Here is a 25,856-nt window from a genome sequence, read left to right as displayed (position 1 = left end):
CCCAGACCATGGCCACCGAAATCAAGGTACCGGTACTCCCCGAATCCGTTTCCGACGCGACCATCGCCACCTGGCACAAGAAGGTGGGCGACGCCGTCGCGCGCGACGAGAACATCGTCGACCTGGAGACCGACAAGGTCGTCCTCGAAGTGCCCTCCACCGTTGACGGCGTGATCAAGGAGCTCAAGTTCGAAGAGGGCGCCACGGTCAACAGCCAGCAGGTGATCGCGATCATCGAGGAAGGCGCTGCCGCCGCGAAGCCCGACGCCGCGCCCGCTGCCGGCGCCGCCAAGGCCGAGCCCGCCGCCGGCGCGCAGGAAGTCATGCCCAAGGCCGCGGCCGCGAAGCTCGAGGCCAAGGCGCCCGCCTCCACGCGTCCCGCGCCGGCCGGTGGCACCGATGCCCTGCCCCCGGGCGCGCGCTTCACCGCGGTCAAGGACGGCATCGATCCGTCGCAGGTCGAAGGCACCGGCCGGCGTGGCGCGGTGACCAAGGAAGACCTGGTCAACTACGCATCGGGCAAGGGTGCCGGTGTCTCCGGCGGCGCGCGCCCCGAGGAGCGCGTGCCGATGACGCGCATCCGCAAGCGCATCGCCGAGCGCCTGATGCAGTCCAAGAACTCCACCGCCATGCTCACCTCGTTCAACGAGGTCAACCTGGGCAAGGTGATGGCCATGCGCAAGGAGCTGGGCGAGGCCTTCCAGAAGCAGTACGGCGTGAAGCTCGGCTTCATGAGCTTCTTCGCCAAGGCCGCCGCCAACGCGCTGCAGAAGTACCCGGTGGTCAACGCCTCGGTCGACGGCGACGACATCATCTACCACGGCTACTCCGACATCTCGATCGCGGTGTCGACCGAGAAGGGCCTGGTGACCCCCGTGCTGCGCAACGTCGAGCGCATGGGCTTCGCCGACATCGAGCTGCAGATCGGCGATTTCGCCAGGAAGGCGCGCGACGGCAAGCTGTCGCTGGACGACCTGCAGGGCGGCACCTTCACGATCACCAACGGCGGCACCTTCGGTTCGCTGATGTCGACGCCGATCGTCAACCCGCCGCAGTCGGCGATCCTCGGCATGCACGCCATCAAGGAGCGCGCGATCGTCGAGAACGGCGCCGTGGTTGCCGCGCCGATGATGTACATCGCGCTCAGCTACGACCACCGCATCATCGACGGCAAGGAAGCGGTGCTGTTCCTGGTCGACATCAAGGACCAGCTGGAAAACCCGCATCGCATGCTGCTGGGCATGTAAGGAAAAGGAACGGACATGGCTGAACAGTTTGATGTTGTCGTCATCGGTGCGGGCCCCGCCGGCTACCACGCCGCGATCCGCGCCGCGCAGCTCGGCATGAAGGTCGCCTGCATCGACGCCGGGCTGGGCAAGGACGGCAAGCCCGCGCTCGGCGGCACCTGCCTGCGCGTGGGTTGCATCCCGTCGAAGGCGCTGCTGGATTCGTCGCGGCAGTTCCACAACCTGCAGCACATCTTCAGCCAGCACGGGATCACCGCTACCGATCCGAAGATCGACGTCGGCACGATGGTCGGCCGCAAGGACGCCATCGTGAAGCAGTTCACCGGCGGCATCGCGCAGCTGTTCAAGGCCAACAAGGTCGCGCCGTACTACGGCTTCGCCACCCTGCACGCTGATCGCCTGGTCAAGGTGAAGCAGCACGACGGCAGCGAGGTCGAGCTCACCGGCACCAACGTGATCATCGCCGCCGGCTCGGACTCCATCGAGCTGCCGTTCGCGAAGTTCGACGGCGACGCGATCGTCGACAACGTCGGCGGCCTGGACTTCGCCGAGGTGCCCAAGCGCCTGGCGGTGATCGGCGCCGGCGTGATCGGCCTGGAGCTTGGCAGCGTGTGGAAGCGCCTCGGCGCCGAAGTCACCATCCTCGAAGCCCTGCCCGACTTCCTTGCAGTTGCCGATGCCGAGGTGTCGAAGCTCGCCGCGCGCGAATTCAAGAAGCAGGGCCTGGACGTCAAGCTCGGTGCCAAGGTGTCGAAGGCCGAGGTCACCGCCAAGGGCAAGAAAAAGGAAGTCCAGGTCACCTACGCCGACAAGAGCGGCGAGCAGACGATCACCGTCGACAAGCTGCTGGTGGCCGTGGGCCGCCGCGCCGCGTCGAAGGGCCTGCTGGCGGAAGGTTCTGGCGTGAAGCTCACCGACCGCGGCCAGATCGAGGTCGACGAGCATTGCCACACCGGCGTCGACGGCGTCTGGGCCGTGGGCGACTGCGTGCGCGGGCCGATGCTTGCGCACAAGGGCTTCGAGGAAGGCATCGCCGTGGCCGAGCTGATCGCGGGCCTGCCGGGCCATGTCAACTTCGACACCATTCCGTGGGTCATCTACACCGAGCCGGAACTCGCCTGGGTCGGCAAGACCGAGCAGCAGCTCAAGGAAGAGGGCATCCCGTACAAGGCCGGCAGCTTCCCGTTCGCCGCCAACGGCCGCGCCGTGGCGATGATCGAGCCGGCGGGCTTCGTGAAGGTGCTGGCGCATGCCGAGACCGACCGCGTGCTCGGCATGCACCTGGTCGGCGCGAACGTCTCCGAGCTCGTCCACGAAGGCGTGCTGACGATGGAGTTCAAGGGCTCCGCCGATGACCTGGCGCGCATTTGCCACGCGCACCCGAGTCTCTCCGAAGCGATCCACGACGCGGCCATGGCGGTCGACAAGCGCGCCATCCACAAGGCGAACTGAAACCAGCGGCAGGTGGCCGAGAGCCACCGCGCCGCAGCCAGCTGCAACGCGCGCCGGGCCCTGCCCGGCGTCGTCCTTTCCAGCCCATACAGAAGCAGCGCCCATGAAAAGCCTTTGCGTGTACTGCGGTTCCAACACCGGCGCCAGCCCGGCCTACCTCGCGCAGGCGGTCGCGCTGGGCACGCGCATGGCCCGCGACGGCATCCGCCTGGTGTATGGCGGCGGCAACATCGGCCTGATGGGTGCGGTGGCCGACGCGGTCCTCGCCGCCGGCGGCGAGGTGGTGGGCGTGATCCCGAAGCAGCTGGTCGACATGGAAGTGGCGCACCTCGGCCTCACCGAACTGGAAGTCGTGGCCTCGATGCACGAGCGCAAGTCGCGGATGTTCGACCTGGCCGATGCCTTCGTCGCCCTGCCCGGCGGCTTCGGCACGCTGGAGGAGATCGTCGAGATGCTGACCTGGCGCCAGCTCGGGATCAGCGAAAAGCCCTGCGCGATCCTCGACGTCGATGGCTATTACCAGCCGCTGATCGCGATGATGGACCGCATGGTGGCGGAGCGGTTCCTACACCCCGGCCAGCGCGAGGACCTGTGGACCGGCACCGACATCGACGCGATGTTCGCGTGGATGCACGCCTACCAGCCCGCGCACGCCACCAAGTGGCTGGACGAAAAACGCAGCCGCGAACTTCGCTGAGGACGACAGCATGACGATTCCCGCCCGCTTCGACGCCTTCCGCATCCACAACGACGACGCGGGCTACCGCAGCGGCATCGAGCAGGTCGCCATCGACGACCTGGCCGATGGCGAAATCGTCATCCGCACGGCGTACTCCTCGGTCAACTTCAAGGATGCGCTGGCCGGCACCGGCAAGGGCAAGATCCTGCGCCGCTTCCCGCTGGTCGGCGGCATCGACGTCGCCGGCCACGTGGTCGCCTCCAGCGATGCGGCTTTCAAGGAAGGCGACGCGGTGCTGGTCACCGGCGGTGGCCTCGGCGAGACCCGCGACGGCGGCTACAGCGAATACGCGCGCATCCAGTCGGCCACGGCCATCACCCTGCCCGCGGGGCTTACGCTGCGCGACGCGATGGTGCTCGGCACCGCCGGCTTCACTGCGGCGCTGGCGCTGCTGCGCATGAGCGAGAACCGCCAGCATCCGGGCCTCGGCCCGATCGCGATCACCGGCGCAAGCGGTGGCGTCGGCTCGCTCGCAGTCGACATTTTTTCTTCCGCCGGTTACGAGGTGCACGCGGTCAGCGGCAAGCCGGAACAGACCGGGTATCTCGAAGCGATCGGCGCGCGCAAGGTGATCGGCCGCGACGCGCTTGCCACCACGCGTCCGCTGGAGTCCGAACGCTTCGGTGGCGGCCTCGACAACGTCGGTGGCAGCATGCTCGCCAGCCTGCTCGCGCAGACCGTGTCGTACGGCAACGTCGCCAGCGCCGGGCTTGCCGCCAGCCACGAACTGACGGCAACCGTGATGCCCTTCATCCTGCGCGGCGTATCGCTGCTCGGCGTGGCGTCGACCAGCCCCGCGCGCGACATCCGCGAAGAAGTCTGGCGCCGCCTCGCGTCCGACTGGAAGCCGCGCCACCTCGACCGCATCTGCACGCGCGAGGTGCGCATGGAGCAGCTGCCCGAGGTGTTCGACGGCATGCTGGCCGGCGGTTCGCACGGGCGCACGCTGGTTGCGTTCTGAGGAACCGGCGCGGGATGGCTTGCAGGTAACACCGCGACGGCTACAATCGCGGGCACACACCGGGGGACAACATGGCGCGCATCCTGATCGTCGACGATTCGCCGTCGCAGCTGATGGGCATCCGTCGCATCGTCGAGAAGCTGGGGCATGAAGCGCTGACCGCCGAGGACGGCGCGGCCGGCTTCGAGGCCGCCAAGCGTGAACTGCCCGACCTCGTGCTGATGGACGTCGTGATGCCGAACCTCAACGGGTTCCAGGCCACGCGTTCGATCACCCGTGAGCCGACCACGCGCCACATCCCGGTGATCCTCGTGACCACCAAGGACCAGGAAACCGACAAGGTCTGGGGCATGCGCCAGGGCGCGCGCGCCTATCTCACCAAGCCGTTTTCCGAGTCCGAGCTGGCCGAGGCGATCACCAGCGTGATCGCGCCCGAGCCCGCGCCGCCCACCGCGGCCTAAGCGCACCACGCGGCGCTATTCGCGCCGCGACTCACTCACCCGCGAACGCATCACGCAGGGCCTCGTAGGCCCGGCGCTGGTCTTCGCCGCGCGGCGCCGGCGCCTGGATCTCGATCTCGACGATCTGGTCGCCATCGCCCTGGCCGCCGCTGCCCGGCAGGCCGCGCCCGCGCAGGCGCAGGCGGCGACCCGCCTCGGAGCCTGCCGGCACCTTCAGCTCCACCGTGCCGCCGAGCGTCGGCACGCTGACGCTGGCACCCAGCGCGGCCTCCCACGGCGCGACCTGCAGGGCATAGATGATGTTGCGGCCATCGACCTCGAAGCGCGGGTCGGTGGCGTACTCGACCTCCAGCAGCAGGTTGCCGCCGCGTTCGCCCTGCCCGGCCAGGCGTATCACCTGCCCCGGGCGGATGCCGCGCGGCACCCTCACCTGCAGCGTGCGCCCGCCGACGGAAATACGCATCGCATCGCCGCGGTGCACGACGTCCAGCGGGACCGCCAGCCGCGCGCGGACATCGCCACGCGGCGGCGCCGAATAACCGGGACCGCCGCGCTGCCCCTGGCGCCGGAACATGCTTTCGAAGAAGTCGCTGAAACCACCGCCACCGCCGCCGCCGCCGAACACCTCTTCGTAGTCGAATCCCTGCCCGCCGCCGCCGCCAAAGCCACCCGGGGGCGCCTGCACCTCGTCGCCGGGGCGGTAGCCGCGCGCGCGCAGCTGGTCGTAGGCCTTGCGGCGCTCCGGGTCGCGCAGCGCCTCGTAGGCCTCGTTGACGGCCTTGAAGCGCGCCTCTGCGTCGCGCTCCTTGCTCACGTCCGGGTGGTACTTGCGCGCCAGCCGCCGGTACGCGGTCTTGAGCTCGGCCTCGCCGGCCGTGGGCTCCACGCCGAGGGTGTCGTAGTAATCCTTGAACTGCATCGCTGCTCCGGGAACGCCAGGCCGCGAGGGGGACACGGCCGGCGGCAGGTTACCAAGATCGGTGTGCGCCGTCGTGGCATCCTGTGCGCATGCGGCAGCGCCGCCGCCATCCCCACAGGAGCACGCACATGTCCATCCAGCCCGGTGACACCATTCCCGAAGTCACCCTCAAGCACATCAACGACGGCGTGCAGACCATCGACACCCCGACCCTGTTCGCGAACAAGAAGGTGGTGCTGTTCGCCGTCCCCGGCGCGTTCACCCCGACCTGCTCCGACCACCACCTGCCCGGTTTCGTGCAGTGCTTCGACCGGTTCCGCGAGCGCGGGATCGAAGTCGCGTGCATGGCGGTGAACGATCCCTTCGTGATGCAGGCCTGGGGCGCAAGCCAGCACGTCCCGGACGGGCTGCGCATGCTCTCCGACGGCAACGGCGACTTCGCGCGCGCGCTCGGCCTGGAGATGGACGCCTCCGCGTTCGGCATGGGCACGCGCAGCAAGCGCTTCGCGCTCTACGCCGAGGACCGCGTGGTCAAGGCGCTGTTCGTCGAGGCACCGGGCGAGTTCAAGGTCTCGGCCGCCGAGCACGTGCTCGACGCAATCGGCTGAGCTCAGCGGCCGACGTCGAACGCCAGGCTCGCCCACGCGCCGCTGTCGGCGAGCGCGGTCAGTTCCTGGCGGCCCGGCACGGCGAACTCGCGCTGCAGCACCTGGCCCGCGCGCGTCTCGCCGATCCAGCGGCCGTTGAGCAGCCACTGCACGCGGCCACCGGCGCCGACCGCGCGCAGCGCAAGGCCTGGCGGACGCGCGGCACCCGGCGGGCGCACCAGCAGCGCTCCGTCATTGACGCCCTCGATGCGCAGCGACGCCACGGCGTCGCGGCCGTCGTCGCGGCAATCCGCGGCCAACGGCGGCAGCTGCGAGCGCGCGCGTTCGGACGCCGTGAGCCATGGCGTGGCCAGCGCCGGCCAGCGTGCCAGCACCTGCGTCTCGCGCCGGTGCGCCTGCGTGCAATCGGCCGACAGGCGCTGCCCGCTTGCGGCATCGATCTCGAAGCGTTCCAGCCCGCCCGCCCACGCGCGCGCTTCGCGTTCCGGGAGCGTCGGCGGCACCGCGCCATCCAGCACCCATGCCTCCAGCTTGCGCTGGCAGGTGGCCTCAGGCTGCGCGCTGGCCGCCGTGCCCAGCGGCCAGCACACCGTCTCCCGGCCAACGCCAGGCGGCGGCGACAGACGCGCGCCGTCGCCGGGGCGCCGCGGCAGGCTGTCGATCACCTCGAACATCAGCGGCAACGCGGTGACCGCGCCGTACTGGCCCGGCAGCGGCGTGCCGTCCGGGCGCCCCACCCACACGCCCACCGTGTGCCGGCGCGTGGAGCCCAGCGCCCACGCGTCGCGAAACCCGTAGCTCGTGCCGGTCTTCCATGCCACCCGCGGCCGCTGGCCGGTATCGAACGTGTCCACGCGTTCGCCCGGGCGCGGATTGGCGGCAAGTATCTCGTGGACGATCCACGCCGCACCGGGTGACAGCAGGCGGCGCTCGACCTGCGGCGCATCGGGCACGTAACGCACGCGGCCCGCGATGCCGCCACGCGCCAGCGATGCGTGCGCGCCGACCAGGTCCTCGAGCCGCGCGCCCGTGCCGCCGAGGATCAACGACAGGTTGGGCTGCGCTCCACGCGGGAACCGCAGCGCGATCCCGGCGTGGTCGAGCCGCGCCGCGAAGCGCGTGGCGCCGACGTGGTCGAGCAGGTCCACCGCCGGCACGTTGAGCGAAAGGCGCAGCGCCGTGGCCAGCCCGACCGGGCCGTTGAACGCGGCATCGAAGTTGCCCGGCCGGTAGCCGTCGAACGACTGCGGTGCGTCGAGCAGCAGGCTTTCCGAATGCACGATGCCGTCGTCGAGCGCCATGCCGTACAGGAACGGCTTGAGCGTGGAACCCGGCGAGCGCCACGCCTGCACCATGTCGACGTGGCCCAGCCGCGCCGAGTCTCCGAACGCCGCCGAGCCCACGTAGGCCTGCGCTTCCATGGTGGCGTTGTCGACCACCAGCAGGGCGGCGGACGTGCGCTCGGGGAGGTTGGCGAAGTACGCGGTCACGCGCTCTTCGAGGGTGCGCTGCAGCGCGGCGTCGATGGTGGAGGCGATGCGCTCCTCGCCGGGGTGCGCGCTGCGCAGCCGCTGCGCGAGCAGCGCGGCCAGCAATGGCGGCCGCAGCGCGCGCGCGACGACGGGCTCGACCATGGCGTCGTCCACCAGCGCCTGGTCCCAGTGGCCCAGCGCCACCATCCGCGCCAGCACCTTGTCGCGCGCGCGGCGCGCCGCGTCCGGTTCGCGATCCGGGCGCAGCCGCGTGGGCGCCTGCGGCAGCACAGCCAGCAGTGCGGCTTCGGCGTGTGACAGGCGCGCGGCGGGCTTGCCGAGGTAGGCCCAGCTGGCGGCCTCGACGCCCTCGATGGTGCCGCCGAACGGCGCGCGTTCCAGGTACAGGGCGAGGATCTCGCGCTTGGACAGATGCGCTTCGAGTTGCAGTGCACGCAGCAGTTGCCGCAGCTTGCCGGGCAGCGTGCGCGGGTGCGGGTCGAGGATGCGCGCCACCTGCATGGTCAGGGTGGAGCCGCCCGAGACGATGCGGCGGCTGCCGGCCATCTGCCAGCCGGCGCGCAGCAGCGCCACCGGGTTCACGCCGGGATGCCGCCAGAACCAGCGGTCCTCGTAGGCGAGCAGCGCCTCCAGGTACAGCGGCGAGACCGACTCGGGCGTGGCCGGGTGCCGCCAGATGCCGTCGGCATCGGCGAAGGCGCGCAACGGCGTGCCGTCGCGCGCGGTGACCAGCGTGCTGGTGTCGCGCGCGCGTGGCAGCGGCGTCGGGAACAGCTGGTCCAGCAGGAGCAGCGTGAGCAGCAGCGCCACCGTGCCCCAGCGCAGCCACGGCAGCACGCGTCGCCAACCGCGCGCGCGCGCGTCAGCCATGTCCATGCACCGGTGCGCGGACGTCAGGCAGCAGGCGTGCGTCCACGCTGCCCGCTCACGGCTGCACCACCGTCATCTGCGCCGGGCGCGCATGGCCCACGCCGCGCAGCTCCGGCCGGTACATGTCCTCGACCAGCGGCGGCGGCACGGTGTAGCGCCCGGGGGTGACCGCGCGCACCAGGTAGAACACGTGCGCGGCGTTGCCGGCGTCGAGCGACAGTGCGGCCACGTAGCGGTCGTCGCGGAACTCCTCATGGCGCAGCTCCGCGGCGTTGGCGCGCTCTGACAGCGAGATGCCGTCGATCACCACCTCGGCCCACTGCCCGGCGTCGCCGAGGTTCATGTTCTCGACCTCGAGTCCCGCCGGCAGCAGGTCGGTGAGCAGCGCGTCGGGCATGTCGCGGTCGGCGGTGATGGACACCCTCGCGACCAGGGCTTCACCTTCCTTCAGCGGACGCGGCGTCCACGGCTTGCCGTCGGTGGCGAACCAGGCGCGTTCCACGCGGATCGCACTCGCGTCGGGCTCCGGGGCGCTGCGCGGGATGCCGGCGACCTCGATGCTGGCGTACAGCGGCGGCGTGCCCTGCGGCACGAAGCGCACGCCCTTGGCCAACGCCTCGTGGCCGTAGCCGCGCGAGAAATACCGCGTCGGCGTGATCGCCTCGTCCACGCCACCCTCGGTGAGCGTGCCCGACACCTCGCGGCCCGGCCCGGTCGCAAGCGTCTTGCCCAGGCGTGCAATCGCGGCCTGTTCCTGCGTGCTGAGGTGGAACCAGCGCGCCTTGCGCCGCGCCTCCAGTTCGCGACCCAGCGCCACCAGCCGCGCGTCCCAGCGCTTCGGCGCGAGGCCGTGGGCGCGCGCCAGCCCGAGCATCAGCGCGGCATCGCGCAGTGGCGTGCCGTAGTCGCCGAGATAGCCTGGACGCTGGCCGGATGAGACGAAGGCTTCGTCGAGCGCCTTCTGTCCGCGCACCTTGTCGCCCTGCAGCGACAGCGCCAGGCCGAGGTGCGCCAGCGGCATCGGCCCACGCAATACCTTGCGCTCGTTGTCGTACATCGCGCGCAGCGTGCCCAGTGGCGCGCGGCTGACGCGCGCAAGCACGTAGCCGGCGTGCGCCTTGTAGGCGAAGCGCAGGTGCTCGCGGTTGTCGCGTCCGTAGAACTGCTGGCCGTCGGACAACAGATCCTCGGACAGGCGCGACAGCGCCTTCTGCAGCATTGCCTCGGGCACGTCGAAGCCGGCCTCGCGCGCATCGAGCATGAACTCCGCCGCGTACGGGGTGAGCATCGCATCGGTGCCGTCGGCACCGCCCCACATCGAGAAGTGCCCCGAGGATGACTGCAGCGCCGCAAGCCTGCCGAGCGCGCCTTCCATGCGCCTGGTGCGGTCGTTGGCGGGCAGCGGGGTCATGCCGTAGGTCGCGGCGGTCGAGGCATCGAGCACCAGGGCCGCGTAGCCCTTGCTGGTGGTCTGCTCGGCGCAGCCGTAGGGATAGTCGAGCGCGCCCTGCAGGGCGCTGGCGAACGGAATCGGCGGCAGCGCGCCGACGCCGAAGCGCGCCTGCACCGAGCCAGGAAGAAGCCCTTCGGCAAGGTCGGTGCCCAGCACCACCGGCGCCAGCGGATCGAGGGTCATGGCGCGGGTCCGCACCACCTGCGGCCACGGCGCGCGCACCGGCAGGTCATGGCGGCGGTCGACCTTCACCCCCGGGCCGTCGACGCGCACGCGCACCCTGGCGACGGCATGGCCGTCCCGCGCGCTCAACGGGAACGACAGCGTGGTCTTGCCCTCCGCGGCCAGCGCGACATCGCGCGTGCCGTCGCCGACATCGAGCGGGCCTTCGCCCTCCACGCGCACGCGGAAGGTGCCCTGCTTGCCGGTGAAGTTGGTCAGGTCGAGCGTCACCGTGGCGGCATCGCCCGGTGCCATCACCCGCGGCATGCCGGCTTCAGCGACCAGCGGCGCGCGTACCAGCAGTTCGGCGTCGCGATTGCCGTACTGCGTGTCGCCATAGACCAGCGTCGAGATCCGCAGCGTGCCGTTGAAGTCGGGCATGGTGAATTCGACGCGCGCGTTTCCTTTCGCATCCAGGCGCACCGGGCCGGAGAACAGGTCCACGGTCTGCACCCGCGCGGTCGGTCGCCGCGCCTGCGGCAGGGCCGCCAGCCCCACGTCGCCGCCGAACCGGAGTCGTGCACTGCCGCCGTCGAAGCTCTCGATCACGCGGCCGTAGATGTCGTAGGCATCGGTGCCCAGCCGGCGCCGCGCGAAGAAGTGGCGGTTGGCGTCGGGCACCGGATAGCGGGTGATGTTGAGGATGCCGACGTCCACCGCCGACACCGTGGCATGCGCCAGCTGTCCGGCCAGCGCCGGCGCGCTCACGGTGACCTTCAACACCTCACCGGGCACGGCCTTGGCCGGCAGCGACATGCCGACCGCGGCGCGACGGTCGCCGCGCGCCATCGGCACGTGCGCCACGCCCACCGCGCGCGCCGGGGTGACCTTGCTGGTCGCGCTGCCGCCGCGGAACACCAGCGCGGTCACGTACACGTCGTGGCGCTCCCAGTCCTCGCCCACCGGAATGCGGAACGTGCTGCCGGCCCTGGCGTCGATCGCCTGCACGTACAGCAGCCGGTCGCTCTCCACCAGCAGCAGGCCCTTGCCGGCGTGCGGGGGCGTGACCGTGACCTCGAGCGTGTCACCTGCGCGGTAGCCGGTCTTGTCGAGCGAGAGCTTGACCTTGTCGGGGCGCGCGTCGGGACCGCGGTTCTCGTCGCCCCAACTCCAGCCGGCGCGGAACGGATAGCGCGTCACCAGACCGGTCGCCGGGTCACGCACCTCGACGCGGTACTCGCCCCACTCCACCGGGACATCGAAACGCGCGGCGGTCGCGCCCGCGTCGATGCCGCGTTTCTCCACCACCTCGAAGCGCCGCGTGAAGTCGTAGTTCCAGCCGCCGTCGTCGTTGAAGTTCCAGTGGTAGTCGCGGTGCTCTCGCACCAGGCTCAGCTCGAGCCCCTTCGCAGGACGCGGCTTGCCATCGCTACCCACGCGCACCAGCTCGAAGCGCGCACTCGCATTCGCGTCACTGCCCTCCTTGTCATCGAACAGCGGGCGCACGCCGACCAGCGCATCGGCGGGCCACAGCACGCGCTTGAGGCTGCGGTTGACGCTGCGTCCGCCGCTTTCGTACAGGCTGCCGGCCACGACCACCGCGACCGGCGTCGTCGCGGCCACCTCTGCGGGAAGCGCGATGTCCTGCGCCAGCACGCCCCTGGCGTCGAGGCTGGCATCGACCACGTCGCGCGCGTCGCGCGGCAGCTGCACCGTGGGATCACCGAAGAAGTAACCCGGCAGGCCTTCGAGCGGGTGCTGCTCCACGGCCACGGACATCTTCGCGGTGAAGCGGTTGCCGGCCGCCGGCGCGCCGTACAGATAGGCCCCGCTGGCGCTCAGGCGCAGCGGCTCGCCAGGCTTCAGCAGCACCTGGGCGCTGTCGAGTTCGAGCTTCATGCGCTCGGGAAGGAATTCCTCGATGCGCAGCGCGATGCCCTGCACCGCTTCGCGGCTGGCGGGATCGGTGCGGAATTCCAGCTGCCAGCGCCCGGTCGCGGCTTCCACCGGGATCTCGCGTTCGAAGCGGTAGTAGCCCTGCGCGCCGGCCTCCAGCCGCGACTCGATGAACGTCTTGCCATCGGGCTGCTTGAGGCGTGCGAACAGCGGCTGGGCCTTGCCGTCCTTCGCGGCCGGCACGGGCTTGCCGTCGGCGTCGCGCAGCAGCGCCGAGACGCGCACGGTCTCACCCGGGCGGTACAGGTCGCGGCCGGACCAGGCGAACACGTCGAACCAGGCATTGCCGCGACCGGCGACCGCGAACTCCGACAGGTCCAGTGCGGGCTGGTTGAACGGCAGCAGCGATACGTCCTTGCCACGGGTGGCGACCAGCACCTGCGCCGCGACCAGCTTGTGGTCGAGCACGGCGTTGCCGTTGCCGTCGGTCGTCGACTTGAACACCGCCTCGCCGTTCGCGCCCAGCACGCGCAGGTCCACTCCGCCGAGCGCGGCACCGGTCTGCAGCGATGCGGTGTGCACGAACAGCTGGTCCTTGTAGGCACGCAGGTGCAGGCCGATGTCGCTGACGGTGAAGAACGCGGTCTCGAACATGTCGCCGAAACTGCCGGCCTTCTTCATGACCGCGAAGTACAGTCCCGGCTGCTGCAGTTCGGGGATCGACTGGATCGGCAGGTAGGTCAGCAGTCGCTCGTTGCGCTCGCCGCCCAGCACGAAGCGGTTGACGTACACCGGCTCGGCGAGCCTCGCGACGGACTTGCCCTGGCGGTAGTCGTTGTCGAGCTCCCAGCCGCTGCGGCGGCCGCCGCGCTGGTATTCGGCATAGAAGCGCGGCAGCGATGCCTCCGGCACGCGCAGGAATTCGACGTCGACCTCCTCGACGTTCACCGACACCACAGGCAGGCCGCGCGACTCGCGCGCCGGCAGCACGCTGCCCTGCGAAGCGAAGCCGACGACCGGCTTCAGTTCACCCGTGGACACCTTGCGTTCGATGTCCTGGCCGAGCGTGCTGCCGTCGGCGGCCGTCAACGCACCGGAGATGCGCAAGGTGTATTCGCGATCGGCTTCGGCGAACGGAAAACGCAGCACGCGGCCGTCGTCGTCCAGGCTCCAGCCGCTGTCGCCGGCTACCGGCTCGGCGAACGTCAGCAGGCGATCGAAATCCTGGGTGCCGACCAGCGGCCGGGAGAACTCCACCGCCAGCGACAGCGATCCTTCGGACTGGTCCGGCCATGCGCGCACCAGGCCGAAACCTTCGACCTCCGCCCGTTCGGCCTGGATGGCTTCGCCGCCGGGAGCCGGCAGCTGTCCGCTTTCGTCACGCTTGCAGCCGCCGAGCGCCAGCAGCGCCAATGCGGCCACGATCGCGAGCGCGTGCAGCACGCCGCGGCGCGGTCGCAGGGTGTCCTTACCGTTGCGCATGTCACCTCCCGGAGTTGCCGGCAGTATAGACAGCGCCGGCATCCCGCACGCCAACGCGCGGGGGCACGGAAGAGGGTCGACATGGCCGTGCCGCGTGTCGCGCGGCACGGCCTGCGGTCAGGCGTCGTCGCCCGGCGCGGCCTCGCTGGAGGCGCTGTCATCGACCGGCGCGGCGATGGCCGGCAACCCGCCATCGGCCACGTCGCCGAGGTCGTCCCCGTCCTCACCGATCGTGGCGTCGACGCGCTCGATCGCCTGCAGGCGCTCGTCCTCGGCCAGGCGGATCAGGGTCACGCCCTGGGTGTTGCGGCTGACCACCGAGATCTCGGCCGCACGGGTGCGCACCAACGTGCCGCCGTCGGAAATCAGCAGCACTTCGTCGCCGCGCGACAGCAGCACGGCAGCCACCAGCTGGCCGTTGCGGTCGGTGGTCTGGATGCCGATCACGCCCTGCGTGCCACGGCCCTTGCGCGGGTACTCGGCGAGGCGCGTGCGCTTGCCGTAGCCGTTCTCGGTGGCGGTCAGGATGTACGCATCGGCTTCGTCGTCGAGCACGATCGCGTTGTCGACGACCTCCGCGCTGTCGACGGCGACCGCGACGTCATCGCCCTCGTGCTCGATGGCGTCACTGGCGCTCTCGGTCACGATCAGGCTGACCACCGACTCGCCGCCCGCCAGGCGGATGCCGCGCACGCCGGTGGCGGTGCGACCCATCGAACGCACGGCGGCCTCGTCGAAGCGCACCGTCTTGCCGTTGGATGCGAACAGCATGATGTCGCGCTGGCCGTCGGTGAGTTCGGCGCCGATCAGCGCGTCGCCGTCGTCGAGGTTGATCGCGATCTTGCCGCGCTGCAGGCGATAGGCGAACTCGGTCAGCGGGGTCTTCTTGACGGTGCCGTTGCGGGTCGCGAAAAACACGTACTGGTCGTCGCGGTACTCGCGCACCGGCAGTACCGCCTGCACGCGTTCGCCTTCCTCCAGCGGGATCCAGTTGATGATCGGGCGGCCGCGGGCGTTGGGCCCCGCTTCCGGCAGCTGGTACACCGACAGCCAGAACACGCGGCCCGCACTGGTGAACGTCAGCAGCGTGTCATGCGTGTTGACCAGCCACAGCTGGTCGATGGAATCCTCGTCCTTGGTGGCCGCCGCGTTGCGGCCGCGTCCGCCGCGCTTCTGCGCGCGGTAGGCACTGACCGGCTGGCGCTTGGCGTAGCCGGCGCGCGACAGCGTCACCACCACTTCTTCAGGGGCGATCAGGTCGAGGATGTCGAGGTCTTCCTCGCTGGCGCGGATCTCGCTGCGGCGCGCGTCGCCGTACTCTTCCTGGATGTTGCGCAGCTCGGTGCGGATGACGTCGAGCAACACGTCCGGGTTCTCGAGGATCTCGATCAGGCCACGGATGGCTTCCAGCAGCACGCGATATTCGTCGGTCAGCTTTTCCTGCTCCAGCCCGGTCAGGCGGTGCAGGCGCATCTCGAGGATCTGCTGCGCCTGGACATCGGTCAGCTGGTAGCCGTCCGCGAGCAGGCCCACGCCCTTGGGCAGGTCATCCGGGCGCGAGGCTTCGGCACCCGCCGCGGCGAGCAGCGTGCCCACCAGGCCCGGCTGCCAGACGCGCCCGAGCATGCGCTCCTTGGCGACCTGCGGATTGTCCGACGTCTTGATGAGCTCGATCATCTCGTCGATGTTGGCGAGCGCGACCGTCAGGCCTTCGAGCACGTGGGCGCGGGCGCGCGCCTTGCGCAGTTCGAAGATGGTGCGGCGGGTGACCACCTCGCGACGGTGGCGCACGAACGCTTCGAGGAAGTCCTTGAGGTTCAGCACCCGCGGCCGGCCGTCGACCAGCGCCACCATGTTGATGCCGAACACCGACTCCATCTGGGTCTGCTGGTAGAGGTTGTTGAGCACGACCTCGGCCGACTCGCCGCGCTTGATCTCGATGTAGATGCGCATGCCGTCCTTGTCGGACTCGTCGCGCAGCTCGCTGATGCCTTCGAGCTTCTTTTCCTTGACCAGCTCGGCGATCTTCTCGATCAGCCGCGCCTTGTTGACCTGGTACGGGATTTCGGTGACCGCGATCGCCTCGCGGCCGTTGTCGGCGACCTCGATATCGGCCTTGGCGCGCATGCGCACGCGGCCACGACCGGTGCGGTAGCCCAGGTGGATGCCGCTGACGCCGTTGATGATGCCGCCGGTGGGGAAATCGGGCCCGGGGATGTATTCCATCAACCCGTCGATGTCGATCGCCGGATCGTCGATCAGCGCGATCAACGCGTTGATCACTTCGTTGAGGTTGTGCGGCGGGATGTTGGTGGCCATGCCCACCGCGATGCCGGTGGAACCGTTGACCAGCAGGTTCGGGAACCGGGTCGGCATGACCGTCGGCTCGTGTTCCTTCTCGTCGTAGTTAGGCTGGAAGTCGACGGTGTCCTTGTCGATGTCGGCCATCAGTTCGTGCGCCAGGCGCGACATGCGCGCTTCGGTGTAGCGCATCGCCGCGGCCGGATCGCCGTCGACCGAACCGAAGTTGCCCTGGCCGTCGACCAGCATGTAGCGCAGCGAGAACGGCTGCGCCATGCGCACCAGGGTGTCGTACACCGACTGGTCGCCGTGCGGATGGTATTTACCGATCACGTCACCGACGATGCGCGCCGACTTGAAGTACGGCTTGTTGCTGTGCGCGCCGAGCTCGGTCATCGCGAACAGCACGCGGCGGTGTACCGGCTTGAGGCCGTCGCGGACATCGGGGAGTGCGCGCCCCACGATCACGCTCATGGCGTAATCGAGGTAACTGCGGCGCATCTCGTCCTCGAGGTTGACGGGGATGATTTCCTTCGCGAGCTCTGCCATCAGGCGGTTGTTCCCTGCATGTCCGACCAGCCCCGCGCACGGCGCGCGACGCCTTCCGCGAGCGGTTCGCGGAACCTCGGGATTGTATCACGAACCGGCCCCGCCCTGCCCTTGTTTCTCCCGCCGAAACAACCACTTGCAGCAGGACACCGCACGTTGGAAAGGCGCGCCGGTGCCGCGCCGCCGGTGCCGGGTACCAATGCCCTCGAGGACTCATGTCCCCCGGCAATGGCCTCGCGGCCATTGCCTCCTCCTTGACTTCGCCCTCGAGGGCATTGGCACCCGGTCCGCCGCAGTACGCTTTGGCTTGAGGGCAAAGCAACGCCACAGCCACAGCCACAGCCACAGCCCGCAATCTTCGCGCGCCGTCACGCAGTGCGGCTTGCGCGAAGCCCCGAAGTGGCCGGGAGGCCTTCGCGGGGAAGTAAAGGAGGAGGTATCCGCCGCAGGCGGATGCCGGGGGACATGAGCCGCGAAGGCCTCCCGGCCACCACAGGCGCCCGAGAACCGCGAGACGCTCTGCCCGTCAGCCCCCGAACAGGGCGCGCATCGACGCCTCGTCCGGACGCTCGACAACACCCTTCTCGGTCACGATGGCATCGATCAGCGCGGCGGGCGTGACATCGAACACCGGGTTCCACGCCTTGATGCCCGCGGCGGCCACGCGACCGCCGGCGACGCCAAGCAGTTCCTCGGGATCGCGCTCCTCGATCTCGATGCGGTCGCCCGACGGCGTGGCCATGTCGACCGTGGACGCCGGCGCCACCACCATGAACCTACGGCCATGGAAGCGCGCCGAGATCGCCAGCTGGTAAGTGCCGATCTTGTTGGCGACATCGCCGTTGGCGCAGATGCGGTCGGCGCCGACCACGACCCAGTCGACCTCGCCGCCCTTCAGCAGGTGCGAGGCCGCCGCGTCGGCAATGAGGGTGGCATCGATGCCGTCTTCCTGCAGCTCCCAGGCGGTCAGCCGCGAGCCCTGCATCCACGGCCGGGTCTCGTCGGCGAACACGCGTTCGATGCGCCCCTGCGCGACGCCCGCGCGGATCACGCCCAGCGCCGTGCCGAAGCCGGCGGTCGCCAGCGAGCCGGTGTTGCAATGGGTCAGCACGCCGCTGCCGGGCGCGATGAGCGCGGCGCCCAGCGCGCCCATGCGCCGGTTGGCGGCGAGGTCCTCGGTCTCGATGGCGCGCGCCTCATGCTCAAGTACTTCTCGCCAGTCGGATCCCGCGCGCACGAGCGCGCCGCGCATGCGCGCCAGCGCCCACGCCAGGTTGACCGCGGTCGGCCGCGCGGCGTTGAGGCGCTGCATCGCCGGCGCCAGCGCGGCGGCGGCGGCGGCACCGTCGCTTGCCTCGACCTGCCGGGCGGCGAGCACCACGCCCCAGGCCGCGGCGATGCCGATCGCCGGCGCGCCGCGCACGGCGAGCGCATGGATGGCGGCGGCGACCGCGTCGCTGTCTGCACAGGTCAGGTACTCGACCACCAGCGGCAGCTTGCGCTGGTCAAGGAGGTCCAGCGCGGTGCCGGTCCAGCGGATCGGGCGGATGCGGTCGTAGCGGGCGTAATCGATCGTGGTGTCCATGCGGCCAGTCTAGCGGCTGCGGCGCGACGCTAGGCGTGCGCGAAATCGAAGGCCAGCACGTCGGCAATCGCATTGCTGCCGAGCATCGCCATCAGCAGGCGGTCGACGCCGAGCGCCACGCCCGAGCAGTCCGGCAGGCCGTCAGCCAGCGCGCCGAGCAGCGCCTCATCGACCGGCGGCAGCACGGCGCCACGGGCGTCGCGCACGGCATGGTCGCGCGCGAAGCGAGCGCGCTGTTCGCCGGCATCGGTGAGCTCGTGGTAGCCGTTGGCCAGTTCCAGCGGGCCCAGGTACAGCTCGAAGCGCTCGGCGACATCCACGTCGTCACGACGCACGACCTTCGCCAGCGCGCACTGCGACGCCGGGTAGTCGTGCATGGCCAGCAACTGCCCGGGCGCGAACGACGGCTGGATGTGGTGCGTCATCAGCAGGTCGAGCCAGTCGTCTCGGGTCAGGCCCTCGGGATCGACCTGGCCGGCGAACGCCGACTGCAGTTCGGCCATCGACGCGGTCATCGGGTCGAGGCCGAGCGCCTCGCGGTACACATCGCGATACGACAGCTTGCGCAGCGTGGCCTCGCGCCCGACCAGCGCCAGCGCCGCCTGCACCAGCGCCGCGGTCTCGTCGATCAACGGCTCGAGCATCCAGCCGACGCGGTACCACTCGAGCATGGTGAACTCGGGATTGTGGCGGCCGCCGGCTTCGCCATCGCGGAACACGCGGCCGAGTTCGTAGCAGTCACCGACGCCGGCGGCGAGCAGGCGCTTCATCGGGTACTCGGCCGACGTGCGCAGCCAGCGGGTGCGCGGCGCGCCGTCGGTGCGGCCACCGAACTGCAGCGCGAACGACGCGATGTTGGGATCGGTATTGCCGGCGCGCGACATCACCGGCGTCTCCACCTCGAGCACGCCGCGCGCCGCGAAGAAATCGCGCAGCAACGCGTTGAGGCGCGCGCGCAGGCGCAGTGCATCCAGCCGGCTCATGCGTGCGACGCCAGGAACGCCAGCAGCCGCGCTTCGTCCCAGACCTCCACGCCCAGCTCTTCGGCCTTCGCCAGCTTGGAGCCCGCCTCGGCACCGGCAACCACGAAGCCGGTCTTCTTCGACACGCTGCCGGCCACCTTCGCGCCCAGCGCTTCCAGCCGTGACCTGGCTTCATCGCGGCCCATCGACTCCAGCGTGCCGGTGATCACCGCGGTGACGCCGTCGAGCGGACCGGCCGCTGCATCGGCCGCGGGCATGGCCGCCAGCAGGTCGGCCTGCATCGCCACCGCGGCCTCGAGCAGCCGGACGTTCGCCAGGTCCGTCCGCCAGGCTGCGAACGCAGCCGCGGCTTCTTCAGGCAGGCCCGCGATCACCATGTTGTGGCGGTCCACAGCCAGCAGCCTGTGCACGTCGGGGAAGGCATCCGCCAATTGGCGCGCGCGCAGCGGCGTCAGCCGCGGAATGCCGATGTCGGCCAGCAGCGTCGCCAGGTCCAGGCCCTCGCGCAGCTTCGGCGACGGCGGATGCGCGTCGCTGATGCGCACGCCGCGCGCCAGCAGCGCGTCGATGACCTGCTGGTTGCCCGGCTGGTCGAGGAAATGGCCGAGCGCGCGCGCGACCTCGTCGCCCACGTCCGGCACGCGCTTGAACAGCGGCCACGGCGCGCGGCGGATGCGCTCGAGATCACCGAACCAGGCGGCCACCGCCTTGGCCGTGCTCTCGCCGACGTGCTCGATGCCGAGCGCGAACAGGAAACGCTCGAGCGTGGTCTCGCGGCTGTGGTCGATCGCCGCCACCAGGTTCTCCGCCCAGCGCGTGGCGACCTTGCCGGCGCGCACGGTTTCCGGCGTGGTGCCATCGCGCTCGTCGGCGCGGCGCCGCATCTCCACGAAGTCCTCGACCGTGAGCCGGTACAGGTCGGCCACGCTGTCGCCGTAGCCGAAGTCCACCAGCGCCTGGATCAAGCGCTCGCCGAGGCCGTCGATGTCCATCGCCCGGCGCGAGGCGAAGTGGAACAGGCCCTGCACGCGCTGTGACGGGCAGACCAGCTCGCCGCTGCAGCGCGCCACCACCTCGCCTTCTTCGCGCACGATCTCGGATCCGCAGGCCGGGCACGCGGTGGGCATGCGCCACGGCGTGGTGCCTGGTGGCCGCTGTTCGGCGACCACGCGCAGCACCTCGGGGATCACGTCGCCGGCACGGCGCACGATCACCGTGTCGCCCACGCGCACGTCCAGCCGCGCGACCTGGTCGGCGTTGTGCAGCGTGGCACGGGTGACGGTCACGCCGCCCACGTGCACCGGCCGCATCAGCACCCACGGTGTCACCGCGCCCGTGCGTCCGACATTGACCTCGATGGCCTCGACCACCGTGGATTCCTCCTGCGCCGCGAACTTGTGCGCGATCGCCCAGCGCGGCGCGCGCGACACGAAACCCATCGCCTCCTGCTGGTCGCTGCGGTCGAGCTTGTAGACCACGCCGTCGATGTCGTAGGGCAGCGTGTCGCGCGCCTCGCCGATGCGGCGGTAGTAGGCCAGCACGCCGTCGAGGCCGCGCGCCACCTCCACCAGCGGCGACACCGGGAAGCCCAGCGCACGCAGCCAGGCCAGCGCCTGCGAATGCGTATCGGGCAGCTCGACGCCTTCCACCACGCCCAGCGAATAGGCGAAGAACGCCAGCGGCCGGCGCGCGCTGACCGCGGGATCAAGCTGGCGCAGCGAACCCGCTGCGCCGTTGCGCGGATTGGCGAGCGGCTTAGCGCCGTTGGCCAGCGCCCATTGGTTATAGGCATCGAAACCGGCGCGCGGCATATATATCTCGCCGCGCACCTCGAGCACCTCCGGCACGCCCGGGCCCGGCCCGCCTGGCTCGCGCAGGCGCAGCGGAACGGCCTTGACGGTGCGCAGGTTGGCGGTGACGTCCTCGCCGCTCGCGCCATCGCCACGCGTGGCGCCACGCACGAAAAGCCCCGCTTCGTAGCGCAGGCTGATCGCCAGTCCATCGAACTTGGGCTCGACCGAGAACACCGGGTCCTGGTCACGGGTCTCGCGCACGATGCGGGCTACGAATTCCGCCACCTCGTCGTCGCTGAACGCATTGGCCAGCGACAGCATCGGCACCGCGTGGCGGACCTCGGCGAACTTGCCGGAGGGCGCGTCGCCCACCCGCCGCGTCGGTGAGTCGGGCGTGGCCAGCTGCGGATGCGCTTCTTCAAGCGCGACCAGCTCGCGCAGCAGGCGGTCGTAGTCGGCGTCGGCGATCGCGGGATCGTCGAGCACGTGGTAGCGGTGGTTGGCGTCGTCGATCAGTCGGCGCAGTTCGGCGGCGCGCTGCGGGGCGTTGTCGGGCATCGACGGATTGTAAGGCTTGCCGTGCGCGGCGGCTCCGCCCGGATTACCAGCCCGGGCTGCGGCTGATCGGTACTTCCTGCTCGCGGTCGTAGGCGCGCAGTTCCTCGCGCAGGTGCGCGATGCGCTGCCGTCCCAGGGCGTTGCGCTGTTCGTCCAGCAGCACCCCGTCCAGCAGCTCGGCCATGCGCTCGGCGGTGGGCAGCATCGCGTCCCAGGCGTCCAGCGCGCGCAGCGGCGCGGGCAGCGTCAGGAAGAACGCGATCGCCGGGGTTTCCATGGCCTGGATCTCGGCCATCTCGAAGCTGCCGGGCTTGCGGATGTTGGCCACGCTGAAGACCGGGCCACGCTCCGGGTGGCCGTCGACCAGGCGGTGGAAGACGTTCATGTGGCCGTAGGTCAGGCCGGCCTTTTCGGCCGCGACCACGATGTCCGGGCCGCGCAGCACCTGGCCGGCGCGCGCGGCGATGTACAGGGTCACGATCTTGTCGAACTCGTCGCTGACGCGACGACCGTACTCGCTGACGGTCGCGCCGGCGGTGCCGCCGACCGCGCCGTCGAGCAGCTCCATCTCGCTCTGCACGGCGGCGTCGCCGGGCGCCTGCCCGCCATCGCCAAGCTCGCGCTCGAGCTGCGCGCCCAGCGTGGGTTCCATGCGCGTGTCACGCGGCGCGCGGTTCTCGACGCGCCGGCCCTGGCCGGTGCGCGGGCGCGTGCCGATGTACCACATGGCCGCGAACAGCAGGGCGCCTGCCACCAGGATCCCCAGACGCAACAGCCATACATCGCTCATCGTGCTCTCCGTTACAGGTTCAGGCGGCGCCAGCCAGGCGGGCCGCCTCGGCGAGGTCGACCGACACCAGCCGGCTCACACCAGGCTCACGCATGGTAACGCCCGACAGCTGCGTCGCGGCCTCCATGGTCGCCTTGTTGTGGGTGACGAACAGGAACTGCACCTTCTGGCTCATCTCCGACACCATCGCCGTGAAGCGGCCGACGTTGGCTTCGTCGAGCGGCGCGTCGACTTCGTCGAGCAGGCAGAACGGCGCGGGATTGAGCTGGAAGATCGCGAACACCAGCGCGACCGCGGTCATCGCCTTCTCGCCGCCGGACAGCAGCGAGATGTTCGACACGCGCTTGCCCGGGGGCCGCGCCATGATCGCGACGCCGGTGTCCAGCAGGTCCTCGCCGGTCAGCTCGAGGTAGGCGTGCCCGCCACCGAACAGCCGCGGATAGATTTCCTGCACCCCGGAGTTGACGCGGTCGAAGGTGTCCTTGAAGCGACCACGCGTCTCGCGGTCGATCTTGCGGATCGCGTCCTCGAGGGTGTCGAGCGCCGAGGTGAGATCGGCGTCCTGGCTGTCCAGGTACTCCTTGCGCTGCGCGGCTTCGGCATGCTCCTGGATCGCGGCCAGGTTGACCGGCTCCAGGCGTCGCAGGCGGTTGTCGAAGTCCTGCACCTGCTTGCCCCAGGCGGTGACCTCGGCGTCTTCGGCAAGGCCGGCCACCACGTCGTCGAGCACGAAGCCGGCCTCGACCACCGAAGCGGCCAGCTGCTCGGCGTGGATCACCAGGGCCTGCTGGTCGAGCCGGCGCTGTGCGATGGCTTCGCGCTGGGCGATGGCCTGTTCGTCGCGCTGGTGGCGGACCTGTTCGTATTCGCGCAGGCCGGCATCGACGCCTTCCAGCGCCCTGCGCGCCTGCCCCAGCGTCTGTTCGGCGCGGACGCGCTCGGCGAGCGCCAGCTGGCGCTGCTGCTCGAGCGTTTCCACCGGCGTATCGCCTTCGGCGAGCTGCGCGGCGATCTCGCCCAGGCGGGTATCGAGCTGGCCACGCTGGCCACCCATGCGCGACAGCGCCTGGCGCAGCGCGGTCACCTGGGTGCGCTGCGATTCCAGCTGCAGGGCCAACGCGTGGGCCTGTTCGCGTGACTCGCGGGCGGCGCTGCGCGCGGCATCGCGCGCTTCGGTGAGGCGGGCGCGCTCGGCGTCGAGCTCGCGTCGCGTGGTTTCCAGGTCGCCCATGCGCGTGACCGCGCCTTCCAGGCGGCCACGGGCGTCGCGCGCCTGTTCGCCGCTGGTCGCCAGCGTCTCGGCGAGCTGCGCCAGTTCGATATCGATCTTCTCGATGCGGTTGCGCGCGGCGTCCAGGCGGCCCTGCTGGCCCTGCATCTGCCCGGCGAGCTCGGAAACCGCGCGATGCGCCTGGTACATCTGGCGCTGCACGTCCTCGCGCGCCTGTTCGGCGGCCAGCAGGCGCTCGCGGCCGCTGCCCTGCGCCGCCTCGAGTTCGGCCTCGCGCGCCTGCAGTTCTTCGATGCGTTCCCGCAGGCCCTGGATCTCGCGCTCGCGCAGCAGCGCACCCTGGCGCGCGGCGCCCGAGCGCAGCACGCGCAGCCAGCCGGCGCCGAGGCGTTCGCCGTCGCGGGTGATCACCGAGTCGGCGGGATCCAGCCGCGCCTGCAGCGCGCGCGCCTCATCCAGGGACTCGGCCACGTGCAGGCGCGACAACAGCCGGCGGATCGCCAGCGGGCCGCGCACGCGGGCGGCAAGCGAGGTGGGCGCGAACCCGGCATCGCCGGCCGCGGACGACACCAGCGCGATGCGCCCGTCACCGAGATCGGCGAGCGCCTCGACCAGCGACTCGGGGCTCTCGACCAGCACGCCCTCGATCATCTGCCCGAGCGCGCCCTCGACCGCGTTCTCCCAGCCGGCCTCGACCTGCAGCGCCTCGCCGACGCGCGTGCCGGAATCCAGGCCGTGCTGGCGCAGCCAGGCCATCGCCGCGCCCTGCTCCTGGCCGAGCGCGGCGTGCTGCAGGGTCTCCAGCGAGGACAGCCGGCCGCGCGCTTCCTGCGCCTCCTTGCGCACGTCCGACAGCGCCTGCTGCCCGGCGCGCTGCTGGTCCTGGAGATCGAGCGCGGCCTGCTTGCGCGCCTCCAGGCCTTCGCCCAGCGCCTCGATCGCGATGGACTGTGTTTCGTGTTGCGCGGCGGCCGCGGCGAACGCCTCGGCCAGCGCGTCGAGATCAAGCGCGGCGCGCTCGGTGGCGAGCTGTTCGCGACGACGGTCGGCTTCGAGCGACTGGCGGTCGAGGTAGTCAACGCGGGTGCGCTCGACATCGCCGGCACGCGCGGCCTCGGACTGGCCGCGGCTGTGCGCGTCCCAGCGCTCCTGCCAGCCGGCCAGCGCGGCTTCGGCGTCGCGCAGCGCGTCCTGGCGGGCGCTGTCGTCCTCGCGCAGCATCTCCAGCGCGGGTTCGGCCTCGGCCACCGACTCGGCCAGGATCGCAAGCCGCTCCTCGTCGCCGCTGATGTGCTGGCCGATCTCGGCCAGCGCGTCCTCGGCCTCTTCGCGGGCGCGCAGCAGGCGCTGCGACAGCTCGCGCTGGTGCGCGATCTGCTGCTCGACGCGCGCCAGCATGCCGCCGACTTCGTAGCCGGCCGCCTGCGCGGCGTTGAGCGCCTCCATGGCCTCCTCGCGCCGCACGCGCCCGGTCTCGATCTCGCGCTCGGCCTCGCGCTGTTCGGCGATCAGCTGCTGCAGGCGGGTCTCTTCCTGCGACAGCCCTTCGCGCAGGCGGGACAGCTTCGCGTCCAGCGCGCGGTATTCCAGCGCCTTCCACTCGGCGTCGCGGATCCGGCGCTCGGCCTGGATGGCCGTGTACTGCTCGGCCTGGCGCGCCTGGCGCGCCAAGTGGCCAAGCTGCTTGCCGACTTCCTCGCGCAGGTCACCGAGGCGGTCCAGGTTTTCGCGGGTGTGGCGGATGCGGGTCTCGGTTTCCTTGCGGCGCTCCTTGTACTTGGAGATGCCGGCGGCCTCTTCCAGGTACACGCGCAGGTCCTCGGGCTTGGCCTCGATGATCTGGCTGATCATCCCCTGCTCGATGATCGAGTAGCTGCGCGGCCCGAGACCCGTGCCGAGGAACAGGTCGGTGATGTCGCGCCGGCGGCACTTGGCCCCATTCAGGTAATAGCTGCTCTGGCCGTCGCGCGAGACCAGGCGCTTCACCGAGATCTCGTTGAAGGCGGCGAACTCGCCGGTGATGGTGTGGTCGCTGTTGTCGAAGACCAGCTCGACGGTGGCCTGCGAGACCGGCTTGCGGGCGGTGGAACCGGAGAAGATCACGTCGGTCAGCGAGTCGCCGCGCAGGCGGCTGGCCGAGCTCTCGCCCATCACCCAGCGCACGGCGTCGATGATGTTCGACTTGCCGCAGCCGTTGGGACCGACCACGCCGGTCATGTTGGTCGGCAGGTGCAGCGTGGTGGGATCGACGAAGGATTTGAAGCCGGAAAGCTTGATCGTGGACAGGCGCATGCGGCGGTCTGGGAGCCTCGGCGGCGGCAGG

At 70.6% G+C, this 25,856-nt stretch carries 15 protein-coding genes; 6 read left to right on the top strand and 9 right to left on the bottom strand.

Going from position 1 to position 25,856, the window contains the following annotated elements; translation table 11 throughout:
* Nucleotides 1-8 precede the first annotated feature (8 nt).
* The 5 genes from sucB (at nt 9) to pilH (ending at nt 4,860) form a co-directional block, all read left to right on the top strand.
* On the top strand, nt 9-1,247 hold the full coding sequence (sucB, locus tag JHB91_RS02510) for a dihydrolipoyllysine-residue succinyltransferase (protein WP_199471243.1): 1,239 nt from the start codon (nt 9-11) through the stop codon (nt 1,245-1,247).
* Between the two features lie 15 nt (nt 1,248-1,262).
* Nucleotides 1,263-2,699 (top strand): dihydrolipoyl dehydrogenase, encoded by a 1,437-nt coding sequence (lpdA, locus tag JHB91_RS02505; protein WP_199471241.1) that lies wholly within the window; start codon nt 1,263-1,265, stop codon nt 2,697-2,699.
* Between the two features lie 103 nt (nt 2,700-2,802).
* On the top strand, nt 2,803-3,396 hold the full coding sequence (locus JHB91_RS02500) for a TIGR00730 family Rossman fold protein (RefSeq protein ID WP_199471239.1): 594 nt from the start codon (nt 2,803-2,805) through the stop codon (nt 3,394-3,396).
* Between the two features lie 10 nt (nt 3,397-3,406).
* Nucleotides 3,407-4,399 carry a YhdH/YhfP family quinone oxidoreductase gene (locus tag JHB91_RS02495; RefSeq protein ID WP_199471236.1) on the top strand — a complete coding sequence of 331 codons (993 nt, stop codon included), beginning with the start codon at nt 3,407-3,409 and terminating at the stop codon, nt 4,397-4,399.
* Nucleotides 4,400-4,470: 71 nt separating this feature from the next.
* Complete coding sequence (gene pilH / locus JHB91_RS02490) at nt 4,471-4,860, top strand: twitching motility response regulator PilH (RefSeq protein ID WP_199372748.1); 390 nt, start codon at nt 4,471-4,473, stop codon at nt 4,858-4,860.
* Between the two features lie 31 nt (nt 4,861-4,891).
* On the opposite strand, the gene JHB91_RS02485 is transcribed toward pilH, so the two are convergent.
* Nucleotides 4,892-5,779: a DnaJ C-terminal domain-containing protein gene (locus JHB91_RS02485; protein WP_199372749.1), complete on the bottom strand. Its 888-nt coding sequence runs from the start codon at nt 5,777-5,779 to the stop codon at nt 4,892-4,894.
* 128 nt (nt 5,780-5,907) lie between these two features.
* Between JHB91_RS02485 and JHB91_RS02480 the strand changes: the two genes are divergently transcribed.
* Nucleotides 5,908-6,387 carry a peroxiredoxin gene (locus tag JHB91_RS02480; RefSeq protein WP_199372750.1) on the top strand — a complete coding sequence of 160 codons (480 nt, stop codon included), beginning with the start codon at nt 5,908-5,910 and terminating at the stop codon, nt 6,385-6,387.
* 2 nt (nt 6,388-6,389) lie between these two features.
* Here JHB91_RS02480 and pbpC read toward each other — a convergent pair whose 3' ends face one another.
* From pbpC to smc, 8 genes are all read right to left on the bottom strand, one after another.
* The gene (gene pbpC, locus JHB91_RS02475; RefSeq protein ID WP_233398501.1) at nt 6,390-8,750 is read right to left on the bottom strand and encodes a penicillin-binding protein 1C; all 2,361 of its coding nucleotides are present in this window, start codon (nt 8,748-8,750) and stop codon (nt 6,390-6,392) included.
* Between the two features lie 55 nt (nt 8,751-8,805).
* Nucleotides 8,806-13,743, bottom strand: coding sequence for an alpha-2-macroglobulin (locus JHB91_RS02470; protein ID WP_199471230.1), 4,938 nt, complete (start codon nt 13,741-13,743; stop codon nt 8,806-8,808).
* A 117-nt stretch (nt 13,744-13,860) separates the two neighbouring features.
* A complete protein-coding gene (gene gyrA, locus JHB91_RS02465) occupies nt 13,861-16,593 on the bottom strand; it encodes a DNA gyrase subunit A (RefSeq protein ID WP_199471226.1) in 2,733 nt (910 codons plus the stop codon).
* 526 nt (nt 16,594-17,119) lie between these two features.
* Nucleotides 17,120-18,178: an S-methyl-5-thioribose-1-phosphate isomerase gene (gene mtnA / locus JHB91_RS02460; protein WP_199471223.1), complete on the bottom strand. Its 1,059-nt coding sequence runs from the start codon at nt 18,176-18,178 to the stop codon at nt 17,120-17,122.
* Between the two features lie 29 nt (nt 18,179-18,207).
* Nucleotides 18,208-19,161, bottom strand: coding sequence for an EF-P lysine aminoacylase EpmA (gene epmA / locus JHB91_RS02455; protein WP_199471220.1), 954 nt, complete (start codon nt 19,159-19,161; stop codon nt 18,208-18,210).
* Complete coding sequence (gene ligA, locus JHB91_RS02450; RefSeq protein ID WP_199471217.1) at nt 19,158-21,512, bottom strand: NAD-dependent DNA ligase LigA; 2,355 nt, start codon at nt 21,510-21,512, stop codon at nt 19,158-19,160. Before ligA ends, epmA begins: the two co-directional genes overlap by 4 nt.
* Before the next feature lie 43 nt (nt 21,513-21,555).
* Nucleotides 21,556-22,302 (bottom strand): cell division protein ZipA, encoded by a 747-nt coding sequence (zipA, locus tag JHB91_RS02445; RefSeq protein ID WP_199471214.1) that lies wholly within the window; start codon nt 22,300-22,302, stop codon nt 21,556-21,558.
* Nucleotides 22,303-22,321: 19 nt separating this feature from the next.
* Nucleotides 22,322-25,825 (bottom strand): chromosome segregation protein SMC, encoded by a 3,504-nt coding sequence (gene smc / locus JHB91_RS02440; protein ID WP_199471210.1) that lies wholly within the window; start codon nt 25,823-25,825, stop codon nt 22,322-22,324.
* Between the last annotated feature and the right edge of the window lie 31 nt (nt 25,826-25,856).

This window comes from Luteimonas sp. MC1828, assembly GCF_016461615.1.
Taxonomy (GTDB): domain Bacteria; phylum Pseudomonadota; class Gammaproteobacteria; order Xanthomonadales; family Xanthomonadaceae; genus Luteimonas.
Note: the sequence above shows the minus strand (reverse complement) of the source record. Positions and strands in the feature narration are given on the sequence as shown.

Excerpts from the sequence above, each read along its gene's own strand:
- sucB (WP_199471243.1), top strand. The coding sequence starts at position 9 with ATGGCCACCGAAATCAAGGTACCGGTACTCCCCGAATCCGTTTCCGAC.
- lpdA (WP_199471241.1), top strand. The coding sequence starts at position 1,263 with ATGGCTGAACAGTTTGATGTTGTCGTCATCGGTGCGGGCCCCGCCGGC.
- JHB91_RS02500 (WP_199471239.1), top strand. The coding sequence starts at position 2,803 with ATGAAAAGCCTTTGCGTGTACTGCGGTTCCAACACCGGCGCCAGCCCG.
- JHB91_RS02495 (WP_199471236.1), top strand. The coding sequence starts at position 3,407 with ATGACGATTCCCGCCCGCTTCGACGCCTTCCGCATCCACAACGACGAC.
- pilH (WP_199372748.1), top strand. The coding sequence starts at position 4,471 with ATGGCGCGCATCCTGATCGTCGACGATTCGCCGTCGCAGCTGATGGGC.
- JHB91_RS02485 (WP_199372749.1), bottom strand. The coding sequence starts at position 5,779 with ATGCAGTTCAAGGATTACTACGACACCCTCGGCGTGGAGCCCACGGCC.
- JHB91_RS02480 (WP_199372750.1), top strand. The coding sequence starts at position 5,908 with ATGTCCATCCAGCCCGGTGACACCATTCCCGAAGTCACCCTCAAGCAC.
- pbpC (WP_233398501.1), bottom strand. The coding sequence starts at position 8,750 with ATGGCTGACGCGCGCGCGCGCGGTTGGCGACGCGTGCTGCCGTGGCTG.
- JHB91_RS02470 (WP_199471230.1), bottom strand. The coding sequence starts at position 13,743 with ATGCGCAACGGTAAGGACACCCTGCGACCGCGCCGCGGCGTGCTGCAC.
- gyrA (WP_199471226.1), bottom strand. The coding sequence starts at position 16,593 with ATGGCAGAGCTCGCGAAGGAAATCATCCCCGTCAACCTCGAGGACGAG.
- mtnA (WP_199471223.1), bottom strand. The coding sequence starts at position 18,178 with ATGGACACCACGATCGATTACGCCCGCTACGACCGCATCCGCCCGATC.
- epmA (WP_199471220.1), bottom strand. The coding sequence starts at position 19,161 with ATGAGCCGGCTGGATGCACTGCGCCTGCGCGCGCGCCTCAACGCGTTG.
- ligA (WP_199471217.1), bottom strand. The coding sequence starts at position 21,512 with ATGCCCGACAACGCCCCGCAGCGCGCCGCCGAACTGCGCCGACTGATC.
- zipA (WP_199471214.1), bottom strand. The coding sequence starts at position 22,302 with ATGAGCGATGTATGGCTGTTGCGTCTGGGGATCCTGGTGGCAGGCGCC.
- smc (WP_199471210.1), bottom strand. The coding sequence starts at position 25,825 with ATGCGCCTGTCCACGATCAAGCTTTCCGGCTTCAAATCCTTCGTCGAT.